The sequence below is a fragment of the Pontibacter oryzae genome (assembly GCF_003576375.1).
GTDB classification, from domain to species: domain Bacteria; phylum Bacteroidota; class Bacteroidia; order Cytophagales; family Hymenobacteraceae; genus Pontibacter; species Pontibacter oryzae.
In genome coordinates, this window is record NZ_QWGE01000007.1 from 158,201 (window position 1) to 179,299 (window position 21,099).

The following is a 21,099-nucleotide window of genomic DNA, read 5'->3' on the forward strand; positions in this document are numbered from 1 at the left end:
ATTTTTCGGAACTAAAAGAAATAGAAGCCCTTGGGGCAGGCCGGCATTTGATGTTGTTTTTGCAAGATGATGCGCCGGCAACCATACAACCATGCAATTTAACCTCGTAGCAACAGACGCTCAATCCAAAGCGCGCGCCGGTGTGGTGCAAACCGACCACGGAACCATCGAAACGCCTATTTTTATGCCCGTAGGCACGGCAGGCACCGTAAAGGCCGTGCATCAGCGTGAGCTCAAAGAAGATATCAAAGCCGAGATCATACTTGGCAACACCTACCATTTATACCTGCGCCCCGGCCTCGACGTGCTGGAGAAAGCCGGCGGACTGCATAAATTCAACGGCTGGGACCGCCCCATACTTACCGATAGCGGCGGCTACCAAGTGTTCTCGCTGGCCGGCACGCGCAAAATCAAGGAGGAAGGCGTAAAGTTTAAATCGCATATTGATGGTTCTACGCTGAACTTTACCCCGGAAAACGTGATGGACACGCAGCGCACTATCGGCGCCGACATTATCATGGCCTTTGACGAGTGCACGCCCTACCCTTGCGACTACGGGTATGCCCGCCAGTCTATGGAGCGCACGCACCGCTGGCTGCAGCGCTGCGTAGACCGCTTCGACAGCACCGAGCCAAAGTATGGCTATAATCAAACACTGTTCCCGATTGTGCAGGGCAGCACTTATAAAGACTTGCGCATACAATCCGCAGAGACCATTGCCAGCTTTGGCCGCGAGGGCAACGCTATTGGTGGCTTATCAGTAGGCGAGCCTGCCGAGATGATGTATGAAATGACTGAGGTGGTTTGCGACATACTGCCCAAGGACAAACCACGTTATCTGATGGGGGTTGGCACGCCTGCTAACATTTTGGAGAACATTGCCTTGGGCGTGGATATGTTTGACTGCGTGCTGCCGACGCGCAACGCCCGCAACGGCATGCTGTTTACCACGCAGGGCGTTATCAATATCAGAAATAAAAAGTGGGCCGATGATTTCAGCCCGATAGATGCGGAACTGGGCGGCTATGTAAGCACCTTTTACAGCAAGGCTTATTTGCGCCACCTCATCCACAGCACCGAGTACCTGGCCGGCCAGATCGCCAGCGTGCACAACCTTACATTTTACCTGTGGCTGGTAAAGCAAGCCCGCCAGCATATCCTGAACGGAACTTTCCGCGACTGGAAAGATGTGATGGTAAAGAAACTGATGACAAGACTGTAGAGTTAGAAAGTTAGAGCGTTAGAAAGTTAAAAAGTTGTTCTTTCTGGCTCGCTCACTTTCTAACTTTTTAACCTTCTAACTTTATAACTCAAGTTGAAGCTCCTCGATAAGTATATATTAAAGAAGTTCCTGACGACGTATGTATTTACGGTACTGATCCTGGTGGCCGTTATTCTAGTGATTGACTTCACGGAGAAGAACGATGACTTCATCAAGACTAACCCAAGCATTACGGAGATCATCTTCGACTATTACCTCAACCTGATTCCGTTCTGGGCCAACATGCTGAGCCCGATCACCGTGTTTATCGCCACGGTGTTTGTGACGGCCAAGCTTGCCTCGCATACTGAGATCATTGCCGTGCTGAGCAGTGGCGTGAGCTTCCGGCGGTTTCTGGTGCCATACATTATGGGGGCCTCTTTGATCGGGGCAACTATTTTTGTGCTGATCGGTTGGGTGATCCCGAACGCTAACAAAAAGAGCGTGGCCTTCCAAGTAAAGTACATTAAGAGCCCTTTTACCTACGACAGCCGTAACATACACATCAAAATAGGCCCTGAAACCTATGTGTACATGGAGAGCTACAACAACACGGCGCACGTAGGCTACAACTTTGCCCTGGAAACCATAGACAGTACCAAGCTCACCCGCAAGCTAAGCACCAACAGCATTACCTGGAACGCCGAGAAAGAGAAATGGCACATCGACAGGTATACCCTGCGCACATTCGATGGCGAAAACGAAACCATCTATAAAGGCGAGAACCTGGATACCACGCTGAACCTGCGGCCCAAAGACTTCGAGAGCACCTACAAGTTGGAGCAAACCCTTACCCTCACGCAACTCAACGATTTTATAAATGAGAAAATCAACCGGGGCGCCGACGATATTGAGATATACCTTATCGAGAAGTATGAGCGCTTCAGCTACCCGTTTGCCATTGTTATACTTACCGTTATCGGCGTGATAGTGAGTGCTCGAAAGGCGCGTGGCGGTGTGGGTTTCCAGATTGCGCTCGGCTTCTTCCTGGCATTCATCTTCATTATTTTCGTGATTACCAGCCGCAGTTTAGCACAGGTTGGCGATATTGCACCCCAAATTGCCGCCTGGATCCCGACAATCGTATTTACAGGTATAGGCTTTTTGTTGTACCGTTACGTTCCGCGCTAAATGCCACGTCTTAAAGATTTTGTAGAGCTCCACTTCATCATTTTTCTGTGGGGCTTTACCGCCATTCTAGGCAAACTTATTTCGATACCGGCAGTAGAGCTGGTTACGTTGCGTACGCTTATTGCTGCCCTTGCCCTAGGCGCAGTAGTTTACAAGCGCGGTACTCCCTTTTGGATGGGCCGCAGCATGGCGCTTAAAATGCTGGCGGTGGGCTTCGTGATTGCCGGGCACTGGATTTTGTTTTTTGCAGCCGCGCGCGTTTCTTCGGTATCTATCTGTTTGGTTGGCTTGGCTACCTGCAGCCTCTGGACTGCCTTTCTGGATCCTCTCTTCAACAAAGGGAAAGTAAAGCCGCACGAGATATTTCTGGCCATGCTGGTTATCATGGGCCTATACATCATCTTCCAGCACGAAACCAGTTTCGACAGTGTGCTAGGGATAAGTATGGCGATAGGGGCGGCATTGCTTGGTTCTATTTTCACGATCATCAATGCCAACTTTGTAAAGAAGGTCCCATCCACCACGATTACCGTTTACGAGATGGCCGGTGCCTGCCTGGGCACGCTTATTTTCTTCCCGGTGTATACGTCATACTTTGCCACGGGCGGCACATTAAACTTCAGCCTCAGCACCATGGATTGGGTATACCTGCTCATACTTTCGCTGGCTTGCACGGTGTACGCTTACACGGCTTCTGTGCGCCTGATGCAGCGCATATCCGCCTATACCGTGAACCTGACCGTGAATCTGGAGCCGCTTTATGGCATTATCCTAGCCTGGATCATTTTTAACGAAGATGAGCAGATGTCGTCCGGGTTTTATGTGGGGGCCGCGGTTATCCTGCTGAGCGTGTTTATTTACCCGGTGCTGGATGCTTTTGACAGGCGCCGGAAAAGGCTAAAGCAGCCCTTTCCAGATAGCGTAGTGGTCCGGGAAGACTAGGTTATCGGGAGCTTCGCCGGCAAACAGCCCGTATACCGCCGAGCCTGAGCCCGTCATGGAGGCGTAGGCTGCGCCGGCCTCGTACAACTTTTCCTTCACCTGCGGCAACTCCGGATATTTCGGAAAAAGCGCCTCTTCAAAATCATTTTTTAGTACATCGCGCCATACCTTTATCTCCTGCTTTAGCAGCATGTGCATGTCGCAGTTAGGCATCTCAGGTTTTATACTTCCATAGGCTTCGGCAGTGGTGATATGGATGCCCGGGTACACGATGACACAAGAATAGCCGCTTAGGTTAAGGTTAACGGGTGTAAACACATCGCCGCGCTCTGTAGCTATAACTGGCTGGTTGCGCACGAAAAAAGCGCAGTCGGAGCCCAACTGGCGGGCGTAATTCTCCAGCGCATCATTGCTTAGGTTCAACTCAAACAGCTTATTGAGCATCCGTAGCGTAAAGGCCGCATCGGCAGAGCCTCCACCCAGCCCCGCTCCCATCGGGATAACCTTGTGCAGATGCAGGTGCACAGGCGGTAGTTGGTAGTCTTGCTTCAGCAGTTTATAAGCTTTCAAACATAGGTTCGTTTCAGGTTTGCCCGGCACGGGCAGTCCGGTTATGTCGAACTGCTCTTTCTCCGCAGGCAAAATCTCCAGGGCATCGCACCAGCGCACCGGGTAAAAGCACGACTGAAGGTTATGGAAGCCATCGGGGCGTTTCTCGGTAATGTACAGGCCCAGGTTAATCTTTGCGTTAGGGAAATCGAGCATTGTCTGAAAGGTGCTGTTTAGAGGCTGCAATCTATAAAAATGCGCCGAAAAGATTTCTCCTGGCGCGCCGCTTTCTAAAAATCTACGGCAATAAGTTGGAGTAGTATCACCTAAACTTGTAAATTAAAGCATAGCACTGCAATACTCCCGCATAGGAAAGGCAGCTAAATAAACGTGCGTAGCGTAGTAACAGCATTGGCAACTCAGGCTACTTTACCGGCAAACCAGCTTAAATACTAAGATTATGATGTATAGGCCAGGCCGTATTCCGCTTTCAGCACCGCACATGGGCGGGCATGAGAAAAACTATGTCCAGAAAGCACTCGAGGATAATTGGGTAACCACCGCAGGCCCTAACCTGCCCGGCTTTGAGCACGACATTTGCCAGCACACCAACGCGCGCCATGCCGTGGCACTAAACTCCGGCACTGCCGCCCTGCATTTGGCGCTGCGGGTGTTGGGCGTAAAACCCGGCGACGAAGTGCTCTGCTCCACCTTTACCTACGTAGCCACTGCCAACCCTATTTTATACCTGGGCGCCACGCCTGTTTTTGTAGAGAGCGAGCCTGACACGTGGAACATGTGCCCAGATACGCTGCACAAAGCCATTGCCAACCGCCTGAAACTTGGCAAGCGCCCGGCCGCCATCGTGCTGGTGCATCTCTACGGGATGCCTGCCAAAATGAAGGAGCTGATGGCCGTGGCCCATGAGTTTGGGATACCCGTCGTGGAGGATGCGGCAGAGGCTTTGGGCTCACGGTACAGCGGGCACCAGGTAGGTACCTTTGGGCGCCTGGGCGTGTTCTCATTTAACGGCAACAAGATAATTACCACATCTGGCGGAGGTGCCATTATTACCGAAGATGCGCAGCTAGCTGAGCATGCCGCATTTCTGGCAACGCAAGCCACAGAGCCTGCCCCTTACGAGCAGCACTCGCAGATGGGCTATAACTACCGCATGAGCAACGTAAGTGCCGGCATTGGCCGCGGACAAATGGAGGTGCTGGAGAAACGCATCAAGCAGCACCGCGAAATTTATACGTTTTACAAAAACCAGCTGGGCCACATTGAGGAACTTGAGTTTGTAGCTGAGCCGAAAGCCTGCTTTGCTAACCGCTGGCTTACAACTGTGCTTTTGCCGGAGCCACACACACCCGAAAGTATACGCCTGGCCCTGGAAGAGGAAAACATAGAAACGCGCCACCTCTGGAAACCGATGCACCTGCAACCGCTGTTCCAGCATCACCCTTACGAAGGCAACAACCTAAGCGGAAAACTATTTGAGCGTGGGCTCTGCCTCCCCAGCAGCAGCAGCCTCACCGACGAAGACCTAGACAAAGTAGCAAAGCACCTCAAACGCCTGCTGGAAGTATAGCGAAGGCCTCTTTTACATTTTCCCCAACCGTTCTAGCCAGCACCTAAGTATAAAACCAATCGCTAATCTCTCGTAGTTTTCAACTCGTGGCCTAGCATGCCAGCAAGCTTCCAGTTTGCGATCATCATCAGAAATCAATACTTATACTTTCTCAGCCTGAAGCTTGTCTACTTACAGGCCACAAGAAAGTATGGCAGGGCGTGTAAGTATAGCTGCAACCTAAACCGCAGCCAGAGCCGTTTCCAGTTCAGCGATAATTTCTTCGGGTTCCTCTATGCCAGTAGAGAAGCGGATAACGCCTGCTGTAATACCCATTTTCTGTTGTTGTTCCGGTGTAAGGGCGCGGTGCGAGGTGCCCAGCGGGTAAGAGATAGACGTATTCACACCAGCCAGCGATGGCGCGAAAGGTATACTTGGCAGCGCCTGCATAAAGCGGTTTACGGCTTCCGCATTGTCTTTGATCCGGAAGCTGAGCATACCGCCAAACAGCCCCTGCCCCTGTGCTTTAGCCAGCATGTGCTGCGGATGCTCCTCCAGCCCCGGGTACCATACTTGCTCCACAGCAGGGTGCTGCTGCAGGAAGCGGGCAACAGCCAGCGCATTATTGCTATGCTGCTTCATGCGAAGGCGCAAGGTTTTCAGGCCACGGGCGGCCAGCCAGCCTTCAAAAGGGCTAAGGTTTAGGCCGTATACCATCATAACGCGCTGCACCCGCTGCAGGTCTTCGGCTGCTTTGCACACTACCACGCCCGCCGTTACATCGCTGTGCCCCGACAGGTATTTTGTTACACTATGAATAACCAAGTCTGCGCCCAGGTGAAGCGGTTTGGTAAGTATAGGTGTGGCAAACGTATTATCGATGACCAGTTTTATACCTTGCCGCTGTGTTTCCTGGGCTACTTTGGCAATATCCAGTACCTGCAGCAGCGGGTTGCTCATGGTTTCGGCCAGCAAAAGGCGTGTGGTTGGCTGCACGTAGGCACTCAGGGTATACATATCTGCCGGAGGCACGAAACTCACATCAATGCCAATGCGCGTCAGCTCCTGCGAAAGCAAGGTAGACGAGCCGCCATAGATCTCCTCCGCACACAGCACATGGTCGCCGGCCTTGCAAACCGCCAGCACCGCCGCCAGTATCGCCGACATACCCGAAGACGTTACCACCGCTCCCGCGCCCTGCTCCAGTTTATTAACCTCCTGCGCCAGCTCATCGGTATTCGGGTTGCCGTAGCGCGTGTACATATAGCTTTGGCCTGGCTGTTCAAAGTATAACTCCAGGGCATTCAGGTCTTCAAAGGCAAACACTGAGGTCTGGTAAATCGGTGTAGTTTTCGGGTGGATGTTTGGCATGGTAAGGAGGGTATTAGTATGGCTAAAAGTAAGCAGGAATTGTTATATTGTAAAGGAGTAGGGAAAGTGGTACTCTTATTTTATTACTTTACTAACTCTGCACATAGTGCAGATAAGGCGAATAATTTTCCGTCTAGCCGCAAGTTAGCGGTAATAATAAAAACAGAATGAAGCAGCTTTTACTCATAACTCTCTCGCTTTTTACTTTTTGCATTTGTAGTGCTCAAAGTGTAAGTGATGGCGCTAATAATGCGATCTCAAAGGCGGACAGACAAAAGCTTGAAGAACAGCTCAGGACTATCAACATTGTTCTTGAAAAATATCCTGAAGAGAAAAGAGCTTTGTTATTAAGAAGTCAGATAAAGTATAAACTGAAAGATTATCAAGGTGTAATAGATGATTGTCAGAAGATGATTGTAGTGTCTTTTGATCCTACATCACAAGTTGATTATGAAGCAATCTGGAATATTGGTGTCGCATACAATAGTATGGGCAATTTTGAAAAAGCGAGAAAATACTTTAACCAAGGAAAAGGATTAAGACCTGCAGACATTCGCCTATTTGAAAATATAGGATATGGGTATCTTCAGGAGAGTAAGCTGGATTCAGCTATAATGGAGTTTGAGAGTATGGCACAAATAAACCCTAAATCTGAAAAAGCATTTTATGGCATTGGAAGAGCCAATCTTGAAAAAGGAAAATTCAAGAAAGCAATAGAAGCTTTTGATAAAGCCATTGAGTTAAAATCAGATTATGCTCTTGCCTATCAAAATAGGGGAGCCGCTAAAGTGGAGTTGCAAGACATGGATGGAGCTTGTAAAGATTGGCAAAAGAGCCTTGAGCTTGGTGTAACTCAGATTAAGGCTTTTATGAAACAGTACTGTAAATAAGAACTCCTTCCGCTAACAAAGAACATGTGAAAAGCTGTGACTACGCCTTGCTCCTCCGCTAGTGCGAGCTTGTAGCTCGTACTTCCAAAACAACAGCATGGCTAGCAAAAGAATCAAAGTTGTCAAAATGAAAGAGGCAACATTAGAAATCGCTAGGCCGCTTGTATCATTTTGGAATGGATTTTATTAAATTCCCTTCATCTCAAAACACAACCGCTACGCAACAATCAGCAATAAACTCAAATAATAACGTATGGATAATTTAAAATTAGGGGCATTTTCGGTAAGCCTCAGTGTCAAGGACATTCATGTTTCGAAAGCGTTTTATGAGAAACTTGGCTTTACAACCTTTGCAGGTAGCTTAGAACAGAATTATCTGATCATGAAAAATGAGAATACGTTGATTGGGCTGTTTCAAGGTATGTTCAAAGGCAATATCCTGACTTTTAACCCTGGGTGGGACGAGAATGCTAATAACTTAGAAACCTTTGATGATATAAGAGAAATTCAACGACATTTAAAAGCCAACGGTTTGACAATAAATCCAGAGGTGGATGAAAGTGCCTCAGGCCCGGCAAGCTTTATGGTTACGGACCCGGACGGAAATACAATACTCTTTGACCAACACCGATAAACATAATTTGCTCGCTAACAAAAAGCAAAATCGCTAATACCCAACATAGTTCATAATTTAGGCTGCAGCAACGCTTTGCCCATATTATGCAACAATCGTTGATATAAATAAACAGCAAGGCCTCCTGCTCACGAAGAACAGGAGGCCTTGCTGTTTATACTTTAGAAAAGGCTGTTACGCTGTCACCGACTCCGCGAGCACGATGATTTTGTTATTTAGCACTTCTACCACACCACCGTCCACGGTAAAGAACTCTTGCCCTTTGTTGGTAGTGATACGGATATCGCCTTTATCGAGGGTGCTGATGAGTGGAGCGTGCAGGTCCAGTACCTCAAAAGAACCGTTGGCTCCCGGGAACTGAGCGGCCTCTACCTCACCGGCATAAACCTTTTTATCAGGTGTGATTATCTCTAAATACATTTCTATGAGTTCTGAGTCTCGAGTTCTGAGTCATGAGTTACCCCGAACAACTCGAGACTCAGAACTCAGAACTCAGGACTTGTTTAACCTATTTTGCTTCGGCCATCATTTTCTCACCTTTGGCAACAGCGTCTTCAATGGTTCCTACCAAGTTAAATGCTGATTCCGGAAGGTGGTCATACTTGCCGTCCATGATCTCGTTGAAACCTCTGATAGTGTCCTTGATATCAACAAGTACACCTTTCAGGCCTGTAAATTGCTCGGCTACGTGGAATGGCTGAGACAGGAAACGCTGCACACGGCGCGCTCTGTGTACAACCTGCTTATCTTCATCAGATAGCTCGTCCATACCAAGGATGGCGATGATATCCTGAAGTTCTTTGTAACGCTGCAAAATCTCCTTCACGCGCTGCGCTGTGTTGTAGTGCTCTTCGCCTACTACATCTGGCGTCAGGATACGAGATGTAGAATCTAGAGGGTCTACCGCTGGGTAGATACCAAGCTCAGAGATCTTACGGGAAAGTACAGTAGTTGCATCCAAGTGGGCAAATGTTGTTGCCGGAGCTGGGTCAGTCAAGTCATCCGCAGGTACGTAAACGGCCTGTACCGATGTAATGGAACCACGCTTAGTAGATGTGATTCGCTCCTGCATGGCACCCATTTCAGTAGCCAGCGTTGGCTGGTAACCTACCGCAGATGGCATACGGCCAAGAAGTGCTGACACCTCTGAACCCGCCTGCGTAAAGCGGAAAATGTTATCCACGAAGAACAGGATGTCACGGCCAGCGTCGCTAGAGCCTGGCTCGCCATCGCGGTAGTACTCCGCCATAGTAAGACCAGAAAGGGCCACACGTGCACGCGCCCCAGGAGGCTCGTTCATCTGTCCGAATACGAAGGTCGCTTTAGACTCCTTCAGTTCTTCCAGGTCTACTTTAGATAGATCCCATCCGCCGTGCTCCAGAGATTCTAAGAACTCAGCACCGTAACGTACGATACCAGCCTCGATCATCTCACGAAGCAAGTCGTTACCCTCACGGGTACGCTCGCCTACACCGGCAAATACAGAAAGACCACCGTGCGCTTTCGCAATGTTGTTGATCAGTTCCTGGATCAGTACGGTTTTACCTACACCGGCACCACCGAACAATCCGATTTTACCACCTTTAGAGTATGGCTCAATCAGGTCAATTACCTTGATACCTGTAAACAGTACTTCAGAAGAAGTGGCAAGGTCCTCGAAACGAGGGGCAGATCTGTGAATTGGCAGACCACCAGTGCTCACAGGCTGTGGGATACCGTCAATGGCTTCGCCGATTACGTTGAAAAGACGGCCTTTGATGCCTTCGCCTGTCGGCATTTTGATTGGACCTTCCAAGTCAATAACTTCAGCTCCACGGGTAAGACCTTCGGTAGAGTCCATCGCAATGGTACGTACACGGTCCTCGCCCAAGTGATTCTGCACTTCCAGTACTACTACCTGGCCGTTGTCTTTCGTCACTTGAAGGGCATCCAAAATATTTGGTAGCTTAGAGTTTTCACCCGCAAAGCTAACGTCCACTACAGGACCGATAACTTGGGTTATTCTGCCAATATTTGCCATTTGACTTTTTATATTGATTAACTAGTATAACGGAGTTATTTCAGGGTGCAAAACTAATGGATAAATCTCTTAAAACCATGCCGGGCTCTAAAAAGTTTTGCCCCATCTGTTTATACCTGGTGCACTGGCAGAAGGCAGCACTCCCCGCACAACAGATTTATACTATAGCTACCGCCGGCCTATGCGCACCTGTGCCACCTAGGCACCCGTTTATACTTTGGTAATTTTCAGGAATGGCTGCCTTGCTTCCGGCTCAAACTAATACTATATAGTAAGCCCCTACAGACTACTAAACCAGTGTCAGCCCTTGTTACAGCCCAGAAAAAGAAAGGAATCGCATTTGCTGCGCTGCTGTTCGTTGGGTAATGTTTTGCCGTTAAAAGTATTATTAGAGGTTTTTAAGCACCTCAATCTGCTCGTCGTTGAGCAGGATATAGCGGTTATTGAAGGGGTTGGCGAAGAATTTCTCCACGATCACGTACTCACCTGTGCTAAGCTTATGGATGTTGTAACTAAAGAGGCTGTTTGCGCGCTCAATTACCAACTCTGTTGTGCTCAGGTCTAGCTCGCGGCCACAGGTAGTTACTACCAGGTCGGGGTTAACAATGGTCATAGATTGCATTTAGGTAAGTTAAGTGATTGGATGTTCTTTACGCATAAAGCTGCACGAGGTGACACTTTTAATCCACAAAAAAACACTTGCTTGTAAAATGCTGAGAAGGTTGCAAATCTTTGCCCGCGTAGTACAAACTTTGCCAGCAAACACCTCGCTCTGCCCCATCTCATTAAAAAGCATTAAGTTCTGCTGTGGTCTTAAAGTATAAGTTCTTACTTTTGTTAATCCGTTACAATAAGCCAGATAAACGTGGAACATCAACTCACAACCGTAGAAACAGCCCAGAAGCTAGGCCTTCTGGAAGAGGAATTTGAACGCATCAAACAAATCTTAGGGCGTACGCCAAACTTCACTGAGCTCAGCATCTTCTCAGTTATGTGGTCGGAGCACTGCTCTTACAAAAACTCTATTGTTTGGCTTAAAACCCTGCCAAAAGACTCGCCACGCATGCTGGCCAAAGCCGGCGAAGAGAACGCTGGCCTGGTAGATATCGGCGATGGCTATGCTTGCAGTTTCAAGATCGAATCCCATAACCACCCTTCTGCCATTGAGCCTTACCAGGGCGCAGCTACTGGCGTGGGCGGCATAAACAGAGATATTTTTACAATGGGTGCCCGCCCGATTGCGCAGCTAAACTCGCTTCGTTTCGGCAACCCAAAATCTGAGAAAACGCAGCGCCTCTTACGCGGTGTGGTGAAAGGCATCGGCGATTACGGCAATGCCTTTGGTATCCCTACCGTTGGTGGCGAGCTGTTTTTTGACGAATGCTATAATATAAACCCATTGGTAAATGCCTTCTCGGCGGGCATCGTGAAGGTAGGCGAAACAGCTTCCGCCACGTCCTATGGCGTTGGCAACCCGGTATTCATCGTGGGTTCTGCTACCGGCAAGGATGGTATACATGGCGCGGCTTTCGCATCAAAAGACATCACCGAGGACTCCGTGAACGACCTGCCATCGGTACAAGTAGGCGACCCTTTCCAGGAGAAGCTTTTACTGGAGGCTACGCTGGAAATTATCCAGACAGGCCACGTAATCGGGATGCAGGATATGGGGGCCGCCGGTATTACCTGCTCCACGTCTGAGATGAGCGCCAAAGGCGAGCACGGCATGGATATCTGGTTGGACAAGGTACCTACGCGCCAGAAGAATATGCTGCCTTTCGAGATCCTTCTTTCGGAAAGCCAGGAGCGTATGCTGATTGTGATGGAAAAAGGCCATGAGCAAAGCATCATCGATATCTGCAACAAATGGGATTTATACTGCGAGCAAATTGGTGTGGTAACCGAAGGCGGCCAGCTGCGCTACTATCAGGATGGCGAGTTGGTAGCTGAAGTACCTGCTGATGATTTAGTACTGGGTGGAGGCGCGCCAGTATACCACCGCGAGTACCGCGAGCCTGCATACTACCAGGAAGCCAAGAAATTCAGCATCGACCAGGTAGAAGAGCCAACCGATTACCAGGCCGTAGCCGAATTCCTGACCACGCACCCCAACATCGCCTCTAAGCGCTGGGTATACCGCCAGTACGATTCTATGGTAGGCACGGCCACCATGACGACAAACGCACCATCTGATGCGGCTTTAGTTAAGGTAAAAGGCACGAACAAGTCTATCGCTGTAACCGTGGATTGCAACAGCCGCTACGTGTACTCCGACCCGGAAGAGGGAACGGCAATTGCTGTAGCCGAGGCTGCCCGTAATATAGTATGCTCCGGTGCCGAGCCAGTGGCCATCACTAACTGCCTTAACTTCGGCAACCCGTATGTGCCGGAAGTATACTGGCACTTTGTGGGCGCTATTAAAGGTATGGGCAAAGCCTGCGAAGCCTTCGGAACGCCGGTTACTGGCGGTAACGTGAGCTTCTACAACCAGTCATCAGACGAGGGTCCGGTATTCCCTACCCCAACCATCGGTATGCTGGGCATCCTGGAGAACAAAGACAACAAAATGACGCTGGCTTTCCAGAACGCCGGCGATGCGATATACATGATGGGTGATGCGCAGAATGACATCGCCTCTTCGGAGTATGTTTACTCGTACCACAAAATCAAGCTGACGCCTGCGCCATACTTTAACATGGATGAGGAACTGAAGCTACAGGCCGCCGTGAAAGAGGTGATCGAGCAGAAGCTTATAAACTCGGCGCACGACGTGGCCGATGGTGGTTTATACATCGCGTTGCTGGAGTCTGCCATGCCGAAAGAACTCGGCTTCGATATCGAGACGGATAAAAACTTCAGAAAAGACGCATTTTTATTTGGCGAGAGCCAGAGCCGCGTAGTAGTTTCTGTTGCCCCCGATAAGCAAGCCGATTTTGAGAAAGCTTTGCAAAATAAAGGCGTGAATTTCACTAAATTAGGTTCTGTAACAGGCCACGATTGCCATATCGACGGAGAGCTTTTCGGAGGCATAACTGTCGCCAAAAAGCACTATGACACGGCGCTGGAGCAGATTTTAGACTAAAAATTTATTAAAAATTTTGAGACAATTGTTTGCAGTTTAAATTCGTCTCTCTATCTTTGCATCACCAAACGATAACAGAACGACAGTTCGAAAATCGATGCGGAGATTGTCCGATGGTGTAACTGGCAACACGTCTGATTTTGGTTCAGAAGAGTCCAGGTTCGAGCCCTGGTCGGACAACTTTAAAAAGAACAACACTCTAACGAGTGTTGTTCTTTTTTTTATGCTTACGGGTAACGTAACTATTTAAAAATCAGAAATATTTGATGCCTACCATCAGGAATTTTGGTAGCTTTGCGGGCATAGTCAACTAAACCTAAAACAACCGTTACTTAGTTTTTAGCACCATTATGCCACACGTTAAAATCTTCTCTGGTTCAGAATCCCGTTACCTGGCTGAGAAAATAGCTGCCTCTTACGGCACTAAACTCGGCGACCTTACTATCTCCCGCTTTAGCGACGGTGAGATAGGCGTACACTACAACGAGTCAGTGCGTGGCGCAGAGGTGTTTATTGTACTCTCTACGTTTCCGCCTGCCGATAACCTGATGGAACTGATGCTGCTGGTGGATGCCGCCAAGCGCGCCTCGGCACATAAGGTAATTGTGGTGATGCCATACTATGGCTATGCCCGCCAGGACCGGAAAGACAAGCCGCGTGTTGCGATTGGCTCTAAGGTAGTAGCTAATGCTATACAGTCTTGTGGCGCTGACCGCCTGATGACTTGCGACCTGCATGCAGGCCAGATCCAGGGCTTCTTTGATATACCGGTAGACCATCTAGATGGCTCAGCTATCTTTGTGCCTTACCTGCGCAACCTGAACTTGGGCGCCGATCTTATCTTCGCATCGCCGGACGTAGGGGGTGTGGTAAGAACAAGATCATTTGCAAAGAACTTTGGCGCCGAAATGGTTGTTTGCGACAAACACCGCAAACGGGCTAACGAGATTGCCTCGATGCAGGTGATCGGTGATGTGGAAGGTATGGATGTGGTATTGGTCGATGACATGGTAGATACTGCCGGTACGATTACCAAAGCAGCGGCGCTCCTGAAAGAGAAAGGCGCTAAAACCGTGCGAGCCATTGCCACGCACCCGGTGCTTTCGGGCCCGGCCTATGAGCGCATCGAGAATTCAGTGCTTGAAGAACTGATTGTTTCAGACACGATTCCGCTGAAACACCAAAGTTCAAAAATTAAGGTGCTGTCTTTTGCAGACCTTTTTGCCAGAGCCATTAACAACGTGGTTACCCACGAGTCGATAAGCTCGCTGTTTATCTAATTGTTAGTTGATGATTGTTAATTGTTTTTACACTAAATGAGCAACAGTCAACCATTTAACAATTGGCAATTTAACCAGGCTATACTTTTGTAGCGATATATATTTTAACAACACACTATTATGCAAACGTTAGAGATTATAGGGTTTAAAAGAGCAAATCTCGGCAAGCAGAAGTCGAAAGAACTTCGCAACGAATCTTTTGTACCAGGCGTACTGTACGGCGGTGGAGAGCAAGTGCACTTCTATGCTCCAGCTATCCTGTTCCGCGAACTGATTTACACGCCGGAAGTACACGAGGTTGACCTGAACATCGAAGGTACGCACTACCGTGCTATCCTGCAGGATGCACAGTATCACCCGGTAAACGACATGCTGCTGCACGTTGACTTCCTGGAGCTGAACGAGAACAAGGCCGTGAAGGTAGATGTTCCTGTTAAGTTTGTAGGTAACTCACCAGGTGTGATCGCCGGTGGTAAACTAGTAACGAAGCTACGCACTATCAAGCTGAAGGCGCTTCCTGCTAACCTGCCAGACTTTGTAGAGGTTGACATCTCTGACCTGGAACTTGGTAAGTCAATCAAAGTATCTAAGATTAAAGCTGATAACTTTGAGATCTTGACTAACCCGAGCGCTCCGGTAGCTACAGTAACTATTCCTCGTGCCCTTAAGAGCGCGCAGGCTGAAGAAGCTCGTGGCAAAAAGTAATTTTGAGCCACAGCTCAGAATAAAAATTAATCCTGTCCTGCTCCAAAGCGGGGCAGGATTTTTTCTTTTAAACGTTGATTTATTGATACTAGGCGCTAAATTTTAAATATCATCCCCAAGATGTTAAATTAGGCGAAATGGTGAGTAATTCTATAACTATACTCCATGCATAAAATGTCTTACACCTAGCGTCTAATGTCTAGCATCTTAGAAAAAATAAAAAAGTGGCTCGGCCCCTCCCCTGCCGGGGCTGCCGCTACCGAAGATACACGTATGAAATACCTGATAGTGGGCCTAGGTAACATCGGCCCTGAGTATGCTGACACGCGGCACAACATCGGCTTTATGGTACTGGATTACCTGGCCAAAAAGTATGATGGCAATTTTGACACCGGGCGCCACTCCTTTGTGACGGAGATCAAATCCAAGGGCCGCACCTTTGTGCTGGTAAAGCCTACCACTTACATGAACCTGAGCGGCAAGGCCGTGGGCCACTGGCTAAACAGCCTGAAACTTACCGCCGACCAAATGCTGGTGATCACCGACGACATTGCCATACCTTTCGGCAAGCTGCGCATACGCGCCAAAGGCAGCGCCGGCGGGCACAACGGCCTGAAGCACATCGAGCAAACGCTGGGGCATAACAATTACCCACGCCTGCGCTTCGGAGTTGGCGACAGCTTTAGCAAAGGCAAGCAAGTGGACTTCGTGCTCAGCAAGTTCAGCGAAGACGAGCAACCCGAGCTCCAAACGCTTATAGAAAAAGCCGCAGACGCTGTTATCTCCTTCGGCACGATTGGGCTGGAGCGTACCATGAACCAGTTTAATACTAAGTAGAAAGCCCCAGCCGAAGTATAAAAAATTCCCCGCTCAGGTAAATCTTGGGCGGGGACTTTTTCTTTTAGATTTCACTCGCCAATCTTGCCCCGAAAGTATACTTTTGCTGATACGCCACTGCTTAGCCTCGCCCATGAAAAGAATCGCTCTACTTTACCGCAACGCCTTCGGAGGCCTCTCCCGCCCAGCCTGGATGATGTCGGTGGTGATGCTGATAAACCGCAGCGGCGCCATGGTTACACCTTTCCTGAGCGTGTACCTGACCGAGGTGCTTGGCTATACTTTAAAGGAGGTCGGTTTGATTCTGAGCATGTACGGCCTGGGCTCGGTGTGCGGCTCGTTTCTGGGCGGCTGGCTCACCGATAAGGTCGGTCATTTTAAGGTGCAGCTGCTCAGCCTTACGCTTGGCGGCAGTTTATACTTTGTGCTACTGAGCCTGCAGGAGTTTGTCTCACTGGCTTTTGGCGTGTTTATACTTAGCCTCGTAAACGATACACTGCGGCCAGCCAATGCATCGTCCATAGCCTCTTACGCCCGCCCCGAGAACGTAACGCGCGCTTTCTCACTCAACCGCATGGCTATTAATCTGGGCTTTTCTATTGGCCCGGCCATTGGCGGTTTGCTGGCGGCGGTTTCTTATAAGTGGCTTTTTATTGCTGATGGTACCACCTGCATCCTAGCGGGCCTGTTTTTCTATTTCTACTTCCGGAACCGCCAGGGCCACCAACCGCAGCAAACCCAGAACACTACAGAAAAGCCTACAGCCAAGCTCCGCTCCCCCTACCGCGACGGCTGTTTTATACTTTTCGCCATACTTTGCTGCTGCTTTGCCATCATCTTTTTTCAGCTGTTTGTTACGTTGCCACTCTATTACCGCCAGGTTTATACATTATCTGAGACTAGAATCGGCATACTGCTAGGCTTAAACGGGCTAATCGTTTTTATGCTGGAGATGATAGTGGTTTACCTGATTGGCGAGAGATTCCGAAAGTCATGGCTGATTGCGGGTGGCGTGCTGGTGCTGGGCTTTTCGTTTGTGCTGCTCAACCTTACCCAACATGCAGGCATTCTTTACCTTGCCATGCTGCTGCTAAGCATTGCTGAGATTCTGGCAATGCCGTTTATGGCCACCATCACCGTAGAACGCTCAGGCCCTGCTAACCGTGGGGCTTATATGGGCCTTTATACTATCTCCTACGCCGCGGCGCATGTGGTGGCGCCATACTTGGGTACCACGCTGGCAGCCACCTATGGCTTTGCAACGCTTTGGTGGTTTGTAGGCGGGCTATCCGTGACAACTGCGGTGGGTCTATACTTTGTGGTGCAGCACATGGAGGGGGATCATACTAGCAAACTATCTATGGCGGCTTCCGAAGCAAAGGGAATAGTGATTGGGTAAACCGTATCAGCGCAGCTTACATCAAACCAGATTGCTTGCCCTAACCTCAAATCAACTTAGTTAGGCTATACTTATGTAATTACTGTATATTTCCTTATTTTCACTTAATTAAGCGCATCCCTTATACTATCTAAGCAGTACTGGAATGATGCTTGCATACTCACCCACAGATTAACGAATAACACTATGAATGTAGAATATAACGAAGACGAAAGAATAAAAGCGCTGAAACGCTATGATATTCTTGACACACCGGAAGATGGTAGCTGGGACAGGTTGACTCGTTTGGCTGCTAAAGTGTTTAACATGCCGATTGCTGTCGTCAGTTTAGTGGATACGGACAGGATCTGGTTTAAATCGCATTACGGCCTGGATGTTAGAGAAATTGGTACAGACCCGGGTTTATGTACAACAGCCATTTTATCGGACGATATCTATATTGTAGAAAATGCTATTGAAGACCCACGCACCTTAACCAACCCTTTAGTGGTATCAGAGTTTGGGTTACGTTTCTACGCGGCTGTGCCACTTAAAACTATAGATGGCTTTAACATTGGCACATTTGCTATCATTGATAATAAACAACGCTACCTTACCGAGTCGCAGCAGGAAACCCTCAAAGAACTGGCTGGCATTGCTATGGATGAGATTGAGCTCAGGTTAGCAGCCCGAAAATCGGCAAAAGAGGTTAATCAGTTACTGGAAGCCACGCGCTCACATTTGCAGGACACAGTGATAGAGATTGCTGGCATTCCAATCACCGAGCGGAAAGAGGGTATTAGCAAGATTGCAGAAGCTTCACGCGAGATAGTTTCTCATATTAATGACCACTTGCACAGCCAAAAGCAACAGTATCTCTAAAGTAACCTCTTACTGATACAAAACAGAAAGCGCAGGCTGCCTAGAATGATTTAGGCAGCCTGCGCTTTCTGTTTTCGTACCCCTCAAGCTTTAGCTTACCGTGCCGCCGTTTCGGATTTCCTTGCTTGGCTGCACAAAGGCTAGGGATCCGTCAGCGTTTTCGGCCATCAGGATCATGCCTTGGCTGGTGATGCCTTTGATCTCGCGCGGGGCCAGGTTTACAAGTATACTTACCTGCTGCCCTACAATATCTTCCGGCTTAAAGAACTCTGCTATGCCGCTTACCACGGTGCGTTGGTCTATGCCGGTATCTACTTTCAGCTTCAGCAGCTTTTTAGTTTTAGCTACCTTCTCGGCCTCCAAGATCGTGCCTACGCGTATGTCGAGCTTGGTGAAGTCCTCAAACGTGATGTCTTCTTTGGCTGGCTCGACCACGGCATTTGCCATTTCATTGGCTTTTTTGGTGTCCAGCAGCTTCTGCACCTGCGCCTCTACGGCGGCATCTTCTACCTTCTCAAACAGTAACTCCGGCTTGCCAATGGTATGGCCCGGCTGCAACAGATCGGCGGCACCGGCATCGGCCCACTGCCCTTGCGGCATGTTTAGCATGGTACGCAGCTTTGTGGCAGAGGCTGGCAAAAACGGCTCCATCAGAATGCTCAGGCTGGCTGATATCTGCAGGGCAATGTTCATGATGGTTTTCACGCGCTCAGCATCCGTCTTGATCAGTTTCCAAGGCTCTGTGTCGGCCAGGTACTTGTTGCCCAGGCGTGCCAGGTTCATCAGCTCAGACAGGGCATCGCGGAAGCGGTAGCGCTCAATGTAGGTCGAGATTACCAACGGCATGCCCTCCAGGTCGGCCAGTACTGTTTTGTCGTAATCCGTTAGTTCGCCGCGTGCGGGCACGTCGCCTTCATAGTACTTTTGTGTGAGCACCACGGCGCGGTTAATGAAGTTACCAAGTATGGAAAGCAGCTCGCTGTTGTTGCGGGCCTGGTAGTCCTTCCAGGTGAAGTCGTTGTCTTTGGTTTCGGGGGCGTTGGCGCAGAGCACATAGCGCAGCACATCGGCCTTGCCCTCAAAATCCTGCAGGTATTCGTGCAGCCACACTGCCCAGTTGCGCGAGGTGGATATCTTCTCGCCTTCCAGGTTCAGGAACTCGTTGGCAGGCACGTTGTCTGGCAAAATATAATCACCGTGCGCCTTCAGCATGCTCGGGAAAATGATGCAGTGAAACACGATGTTATCCTTGCCGATGAAATGCACCAGCTTGGTTTCCTCGTCTTTCCAGTACTTTTCCCAATCGTCTGTCAGGGCTTTGGTGGCCGAGATGTAACCGATCGGCGCATCGAACCATACGTACAGCACCTTGCCTTCGGCACCTTCCACGGGAACAGGCACACCCCAATCCAGGTCGCGGGTTACGGCGCGCGGCTGCAGCCCCTGGTCTATCCAGGATTTGCACTGGCCGTACACGTTAGATTTCCAGTCGCTTTTATGCCCTTCCACAATCCACTCGCGCAACCAGGGCTCATACTCGTTCAGGGGCAGGTACCAGTGCTTGGTTTCGCGCATTACGGGCACAGCGCCGCTCAGCGTGCTTTTCGGGTTGATGAGGTCGGTAGCGTTGAGCGAGGTCCCGCAGGCTTCGCACTGGTCGCCGTAAGCGTTCTCGTTGCCGCATTTCGGGCAGGTGCCTACTATGTAGCGGTCAGCCAGGAACTGCTGCGCCTTCTCGTCGTAGTACTGTTGCGTGGTTTGCTCTATAAACTTGCCTTCTGCATGCAGCTTCTTAAAGAAATCGCCAGCGGTTTCGGCGTGTATTTTAGAGGATGTGCGGTCGTAGACATCAAACGAGATGTTAAAATCCCGGAAAGAATCGCGGATAAGCTCGTGGTATTTATCAACGGCTTGCTGCGGCGTAATGCCTTCTTTTTTGGCCCGAATCGTGATGGGCACCCCGTGCTCGTCAGAGCCACAGATAAACTTCACATCGCGGTTTTGCAGGCGCAGGTAACGTGCGTAAATATCGGCTGGCAAGTATACCCCTGCCAGGTGGCCAATGTGCACCGGCCCATTGGCGTACGGCAAGGCTGCCGTAACAGTATATCTTTTAGGATTATGTGTCATGACGTGTGTTTAAAAAGCAAATATACAAATCCCGCGCGGAAAGATGCGCCAAGTAGCCCCAATCCCGTAAAAGAGAAGTATAGCTGCAACGGCTTATTTCCCGTAAGAGGATGCAGACACTAGTTTACAGGCGCAAAAGCATAACCTTTACATAAGGTTTGCCGCAACCAAAGCAGAAATCAAATTCATCCTAACCTATGAAGAGCAACGATAATTTCAGAACCTCCAAAAACAATGGCGACAACCTAGGCGAGCGCGACAGCACCGAGAAAACAACCAAAAAACCTGCTCCGCGCCAGGTAGACCGCGAATCTGAAAACACCCCACCCGACCATGAAGTGTACGTAGACCTGGAACCGGACGAGCTGCACCTGAGCGATGAGGAAGAAGCTGAAAATGTGCAGGAGAAAAAGAAGAAGAAATAACGCCATAAACAG

The 21,099-nt window shown here is 49.4% G+C and carries 19 protein-coding genes and 1 tRNA gene; 14 read left to right on the top strand and 6 right to left on the bottom strand.

Annotated elements, in window-relative coordinates; translation table 11 throughout:
• The first annotated feature begins 91 nt into the window (after nt 1-91).
• The 3 genes from tgt to D1627_RS18100 all read left to right on the top strand — a co-directional run bounded on the left by tgt (nt 92) and on the right by D1627_RS18100 (nt 3,334).
• A complete protein-coding gene (gene tgt, locus D1627_RS18090) occupies nt 92-1,222 on the top strand; it encodes a tRNA guanosine(34) transglycosylase Tgt (RefSeq protein ID WP_119433689.1) in 1,131 nt (376 codons plus the stop codon).
• 93 nt (nt 1,223-1,315) lie between these two features.
• Nucleotides 1,316-2,392 (top strand): LptF/LptG family permease, encoded by a 1,077-nt coding sequence (locus D1627_RS18095; protein ID WP_119433690.1) that lies wholly within the window; start codon nt 1,316-1,318, stop codon nt 2,390-2,392.
• Nucleotides 2,393-3,334, top strand: a complete 942-nt coding sequence (locus tag D1627_RS18100) for a DMT family transporter (protein WP_119433691.1) — start codon at nt 2,393-2,395, stop codon at nt 3,332-3,334.
• On the opposite strand, the gene ispE is transcribed toward D1627_RS18100, so the two are convergent.
• Complete coding sequence (gene ispE / locus D1627_RS18105) at nt 3,290-4,099, bottom strand: 4-(cytidine 5'-diphospho)-2-C-methyl-D-erythritol kinase (protein ID WP_119433692.1); 810 nt, start codon at nt 4,097-4,099, stop codon at nt 3,290-3,292. The genes D1627_RS18100 and ispE overlap by 45 nt on opposite strands.
• A 244-nt stretch (nt 4,100-4,343) precedes the next feature.
• Between ispE and D1627_RS18110 the strand changes: the two genes are divergently transcribed.
• On the top strand, nt 4,344-5,474 hold the full coding sequence (locus D1627_RS18110) for a DegT/DnrJ/EryC1/StrS family aminotransferase (protein ID WP_317125223.1): 1,131 nt from the start codon (nt 4,344-4,346) through the stop codon (nt 5,472-5,474).
• A gap of 219 nt (nt 5,475-5,693) precedes the next feature.
• On the opposite strand, the gene D1627_RS18115 is transcribed toward D1627_RS18110, so the two are convergent.
• Nucleotides 5,694-6,824, bottom strand: coding sequence for a trans-sulfuration enzyme family protein (locus D1627_RS18115; protein ID WP_119433694.1), 1,131 nt, complete (start codon nt 6,822-6,824; stop codon nt 5,694-5,696).
• A gap of 167 nt (nt 6,825-6,991) precedes the next feature.
• Between D1627_RS18115 and D1627_RS18120 the strand changes: the two genes are divergently transcribed.
• On the top strand, nt 6,992-7,714 hold the full coding sequence (locus D1627_RS18120; protein WP_119433695.1) for a tetratricopeptide repeat protein: 723 nt from the start codon (nt 6,992-6,994) through the stop codon (nt 7,712-7,714).
• 253 nt (nt 7,715-7,967) lie between these two features.
• The gene (locus D1627_RS18125; protein ID WP_119433696.1) at nt 7,968-8,348 is read left to right on the top strand and encodes a VOC family protein; all 381 of its coding nucleotides are present in this window, start codon (nt 7,968-7,970) and stop codon (nt 8,346-8,348) included.
• 174 nt (nt 8,349-8,522) lie between these two features.
• Here D1627_RS18125 and atpC read toward each other — a convergent pair whose 3' ends face one another.
• The 3 genes from atpC to D1627_RS18140 all read right to left on the bottom strand — a co-directional run bounded on the left by atpC (nt 8,523) and on the right by D1627_RS18140 (nt 10,990).
• A complete protein-coding gene (gene atpC / locus D1627_RS18130; protein WP_119433697.1) occupies nt 8,523-8,768 on the bottom strand; it encodes an ATP synthase F1 subunit epsilon in 246 nt (81 codons plus the stop codon).
• Nucleotides 8,769-8,856: 88 nt separating this feature from the next.
• Nucleotides 8,857-10,368: a F0F1 ATP synthase subunit beta gene (gene atpD, locus D1627_RS18135; RefSeq protein WP_119433698.1), complete on the bottom strand. Its 1,512-nt coding sequence runs from the start codon at nt 10,366-10,368 to the stop codon at nt 8,857-8,859.
• A gap of 388 nt (nt 10,369-10,756) precedes the next feature.
• Nucleotides 10,757-10,990, bottom strand: coding sequence for a hypothetical protein (locus D1627_RS18140; protein WP_147383370.1), 234 nt, complete (start codon nt 10,988-10,990; stop codon nt 10,757-10,759).
• A gap of 237 nt (nt 10,991-11,227) precedes the next feature.
• On the opposite strand from D1627_RS18140, the gene purL reads away from it, so the two are divergent.
• The 7 genes from purL (at nt 11,228) to D1627_RS18175 (ending at nt 18,532) form a co-directional block, all read left to right on the top strand.
• Entirely contained in the window at nt 11,228-13,450 is a 2,223-nt protein-coding gene (gene purL, locus D1627_RS18145) for a phosphoribosylformylglycinamidine synthase subunit PurL (protein ID WP_394342591.1), read from the top strand.
• A gap of 107 nt (nt 13,451-13,557) precedes the next feature.
• Nucleotides 13,558-13,630 (top strand) — tRNA-Gln (locus D1627_RS18150).
• Between the two features lie 170 nt (nt 13,631-13,800).
• Complete coding sequence (locus D1627_RS18155; protein WP_119433701.1) at nt 13,801-14,730, top strand: ribose-phosphate pyrophosphokinase; 930 nt, start codon at nt 13,801-13,803, stop codon at nt 14,728-14,730.
• Between the two features lie 120 nt (nt 14,731-14,850).
• Nucleotides 14,851-15,435 carry a 50S ribosomal protein L25/general stress protein Ctc gene (locus D1627_RS18160; protein WP_119433702.1) on the top strand — a complete coding sequence of 195 codons (585 nt, stop codon included), beginning with the start codon at nt 14,851-14,853 and terminating at the stop codon, nt 15,433-15,435.
• Between the two features lie 273 nt (nt 15,436-15,708).
• Nucleotides 15,709-16,272 carry an aminoacyl-tRNA hydrolase gene (pth, locus tag D1627_RS18165; RefSeq protein ID WP_119433721.1) on the top strand — a complete coding sequence of 188 codons (564 nt, stop codon included), beginning with the start codon at nt 15,709-15,711 and terminating at the stop codon, nt 16,270-16,272.
• A 133-nt stretch (nt 16,273-16,405) separates the two neighbouring features.
• Nucleotides 16,406-17,671, top strand: a complete 1,266-nt coding sequence (locus tag D1627_RS18170) for an MFS transporter (protein WP_119433703.1) — start codon at nt 16,406-16,408, stop codon at nt 17,669-17,671.
• A 186-nt stretch (nt 17,672-17,857) separates the two neighbouring features.
• A complete protein-coding gene (locus D1627_RS18175; protein ID WP_119433704.1) occupies nt 17,858-18,532 on the top strand; it encodes a GAF domain-containing protein in 675 nt (224 codons plus the stop codon).
• Between the two features lie 90 nt (nt 18,533-18,622).
• Here the strand turns inward: D1627_RS18175 and metG are convergent, their stop codons facing one another.
• A complete protein-coding gene (metG, locus tag D1627_RS18180; protein ID WP_119433705.1) occupies nt 18,623-20,662 on the bottom strand; it encodes a methionine--tRNA ligase in 2,040 nt (679 codons plus the stop codon).
• 197 nt (nt 20,663-20,859) lie between these two features.
• Between metG and D1627_RS18185 the strand changes: the two genes are divergently transcribed.
• Entirely contained in the window at nt 20,860-21,087 is a 228-nt protein-coding gene (locus D1627_RS18185; protein WP_119433706.1) for a hypothetical protein, read from the top strand.
• Nucleotides 21,088-21,099 lie beyond the last annotated feature (12 nt).

What these genes read in the sequence shown, in the direction of transcription:
- tgt (WP_119433689.1), top strand. Translation starts at nt 92, where the DNA reads ATGCAATTTAACCTCGTAGCAACAGACGCTCAATCCAAAGCGCGCGCC.
- D1627_RS18100 (WP_119433691.1), top strand. Translation starts at nt 2,393, where the DNA reads ATGCCACGTCTTAAAGATTTTGTAGAGCTCCACTTCATCATTTTTCTG.
- ispE (WP_119433692.1), bottom strand. Translation starts at nt 4,099, where the DNA reads ATGCTCGATTTCCCTAACGCAAAGATTAACCTGGGCCTGTACATTACC.
- D1627_RS18110 (WP_317125223.1), top strand. Translation starts at nt 4,344, where the DNA reads ATGATGTATAGGCCAGGCCGTATTCCGCTTTCAGCACCGCACATGGGC.
- D1627_RS18115 (WP_119433694.1), bottom strand. Translation starts at nt 6,824, where the DNA reads ATGCCAAACATCCACCCGAAAACTACACCGATTTACCAGACCTCAGTG.
- D1627_RS18120 (WP_119433695.1), top strand. Translation starts at nt 6,992, where the DNA reads ATGAAGCAGCTTTTACTCATAACTCTCTCGCTTTTTACTTTTTGCATT.
- D1627_RS18125 (WP_119433696.1), top strand. Translation starts at nt 7,968, where the DNA reads ATGGATAATTTAAAATTAGGGGCATTTTCGGTAAGCCTCAGTGTCAAG.
- atpC (WP_119433697.1), bottom strand. Translation starts at nt 8,768, where the DNA reads ATGTATTTAGAGATAATCACACCTGATAAAAAGGTTTATGCCGGTGAG.
- atpD (WP_119433698.1), bottom strand. Translation starts at nt 10,368, where the DNA reads ATGGCAAATATTGGCAGAATAACCCAAGTTATCGGTCCTGTAGTGGAC.
- D1627_RS18140 (WP_147383370.1), bottom strand. Translation starts at nt 10,990, where the DNA reads ATGCAATCTATGACCATTGTTAACCCCGACCTGGTAGTAACTACCTGT.
- D1627_RS18155 (WP_119433701.1), top strand. Translation starts at nt 13,801, where the DNA reads ATGCCACACGTTAAAATCTTCTCTGGTTCAGAATCCCGTTACCTGGCT.
- D1627_RS18160 (WP_119433702.1), top strand. Translation starts at nt 14,851, where the DNA reads ATGCAAACGTTAGAGATTATAGGGTTTAAAAGAGCAAATCTCGGCAAG.
- pth (WP_119433721.1), top strand. Translation starts at nt 15,709, where the DNA reads ATGAAATACCTGATAGTGGGCCTAGGTAACATCGGCCCTGAGTATGCT.
- D1627_RS18170 (WP_119433703.1), top strand. Translation starts at nt 16,406, where the DNA reads ATGAAAAGAATCGCTCTACTTTACCGCAACGCCTTCGGAGGCCTCTCC.
- D1627_RS18175 (WP_119433704.1), top strand. Translation starts at nt 17,858, where the DNA reads ATGAATGTAGAATATAACGAAGACGAAAGAATAAAAGCGCTGAAACGC.
- metG (WP_119433705.1), bottom strand. Translation starts at nt 20,662, where the DNA reads ATGACACATAATCCTAAAAGATATACTGTTACGGCAGCCTTGCCGTAC.
- D1627_RS18185 (WP_119433706.1), top strand. Translation starts at nt 20,860, where the DNA reads ATGAAGAGCAACGATAATTTCAGAACCTCCAAAAACAATGGCGACAAC.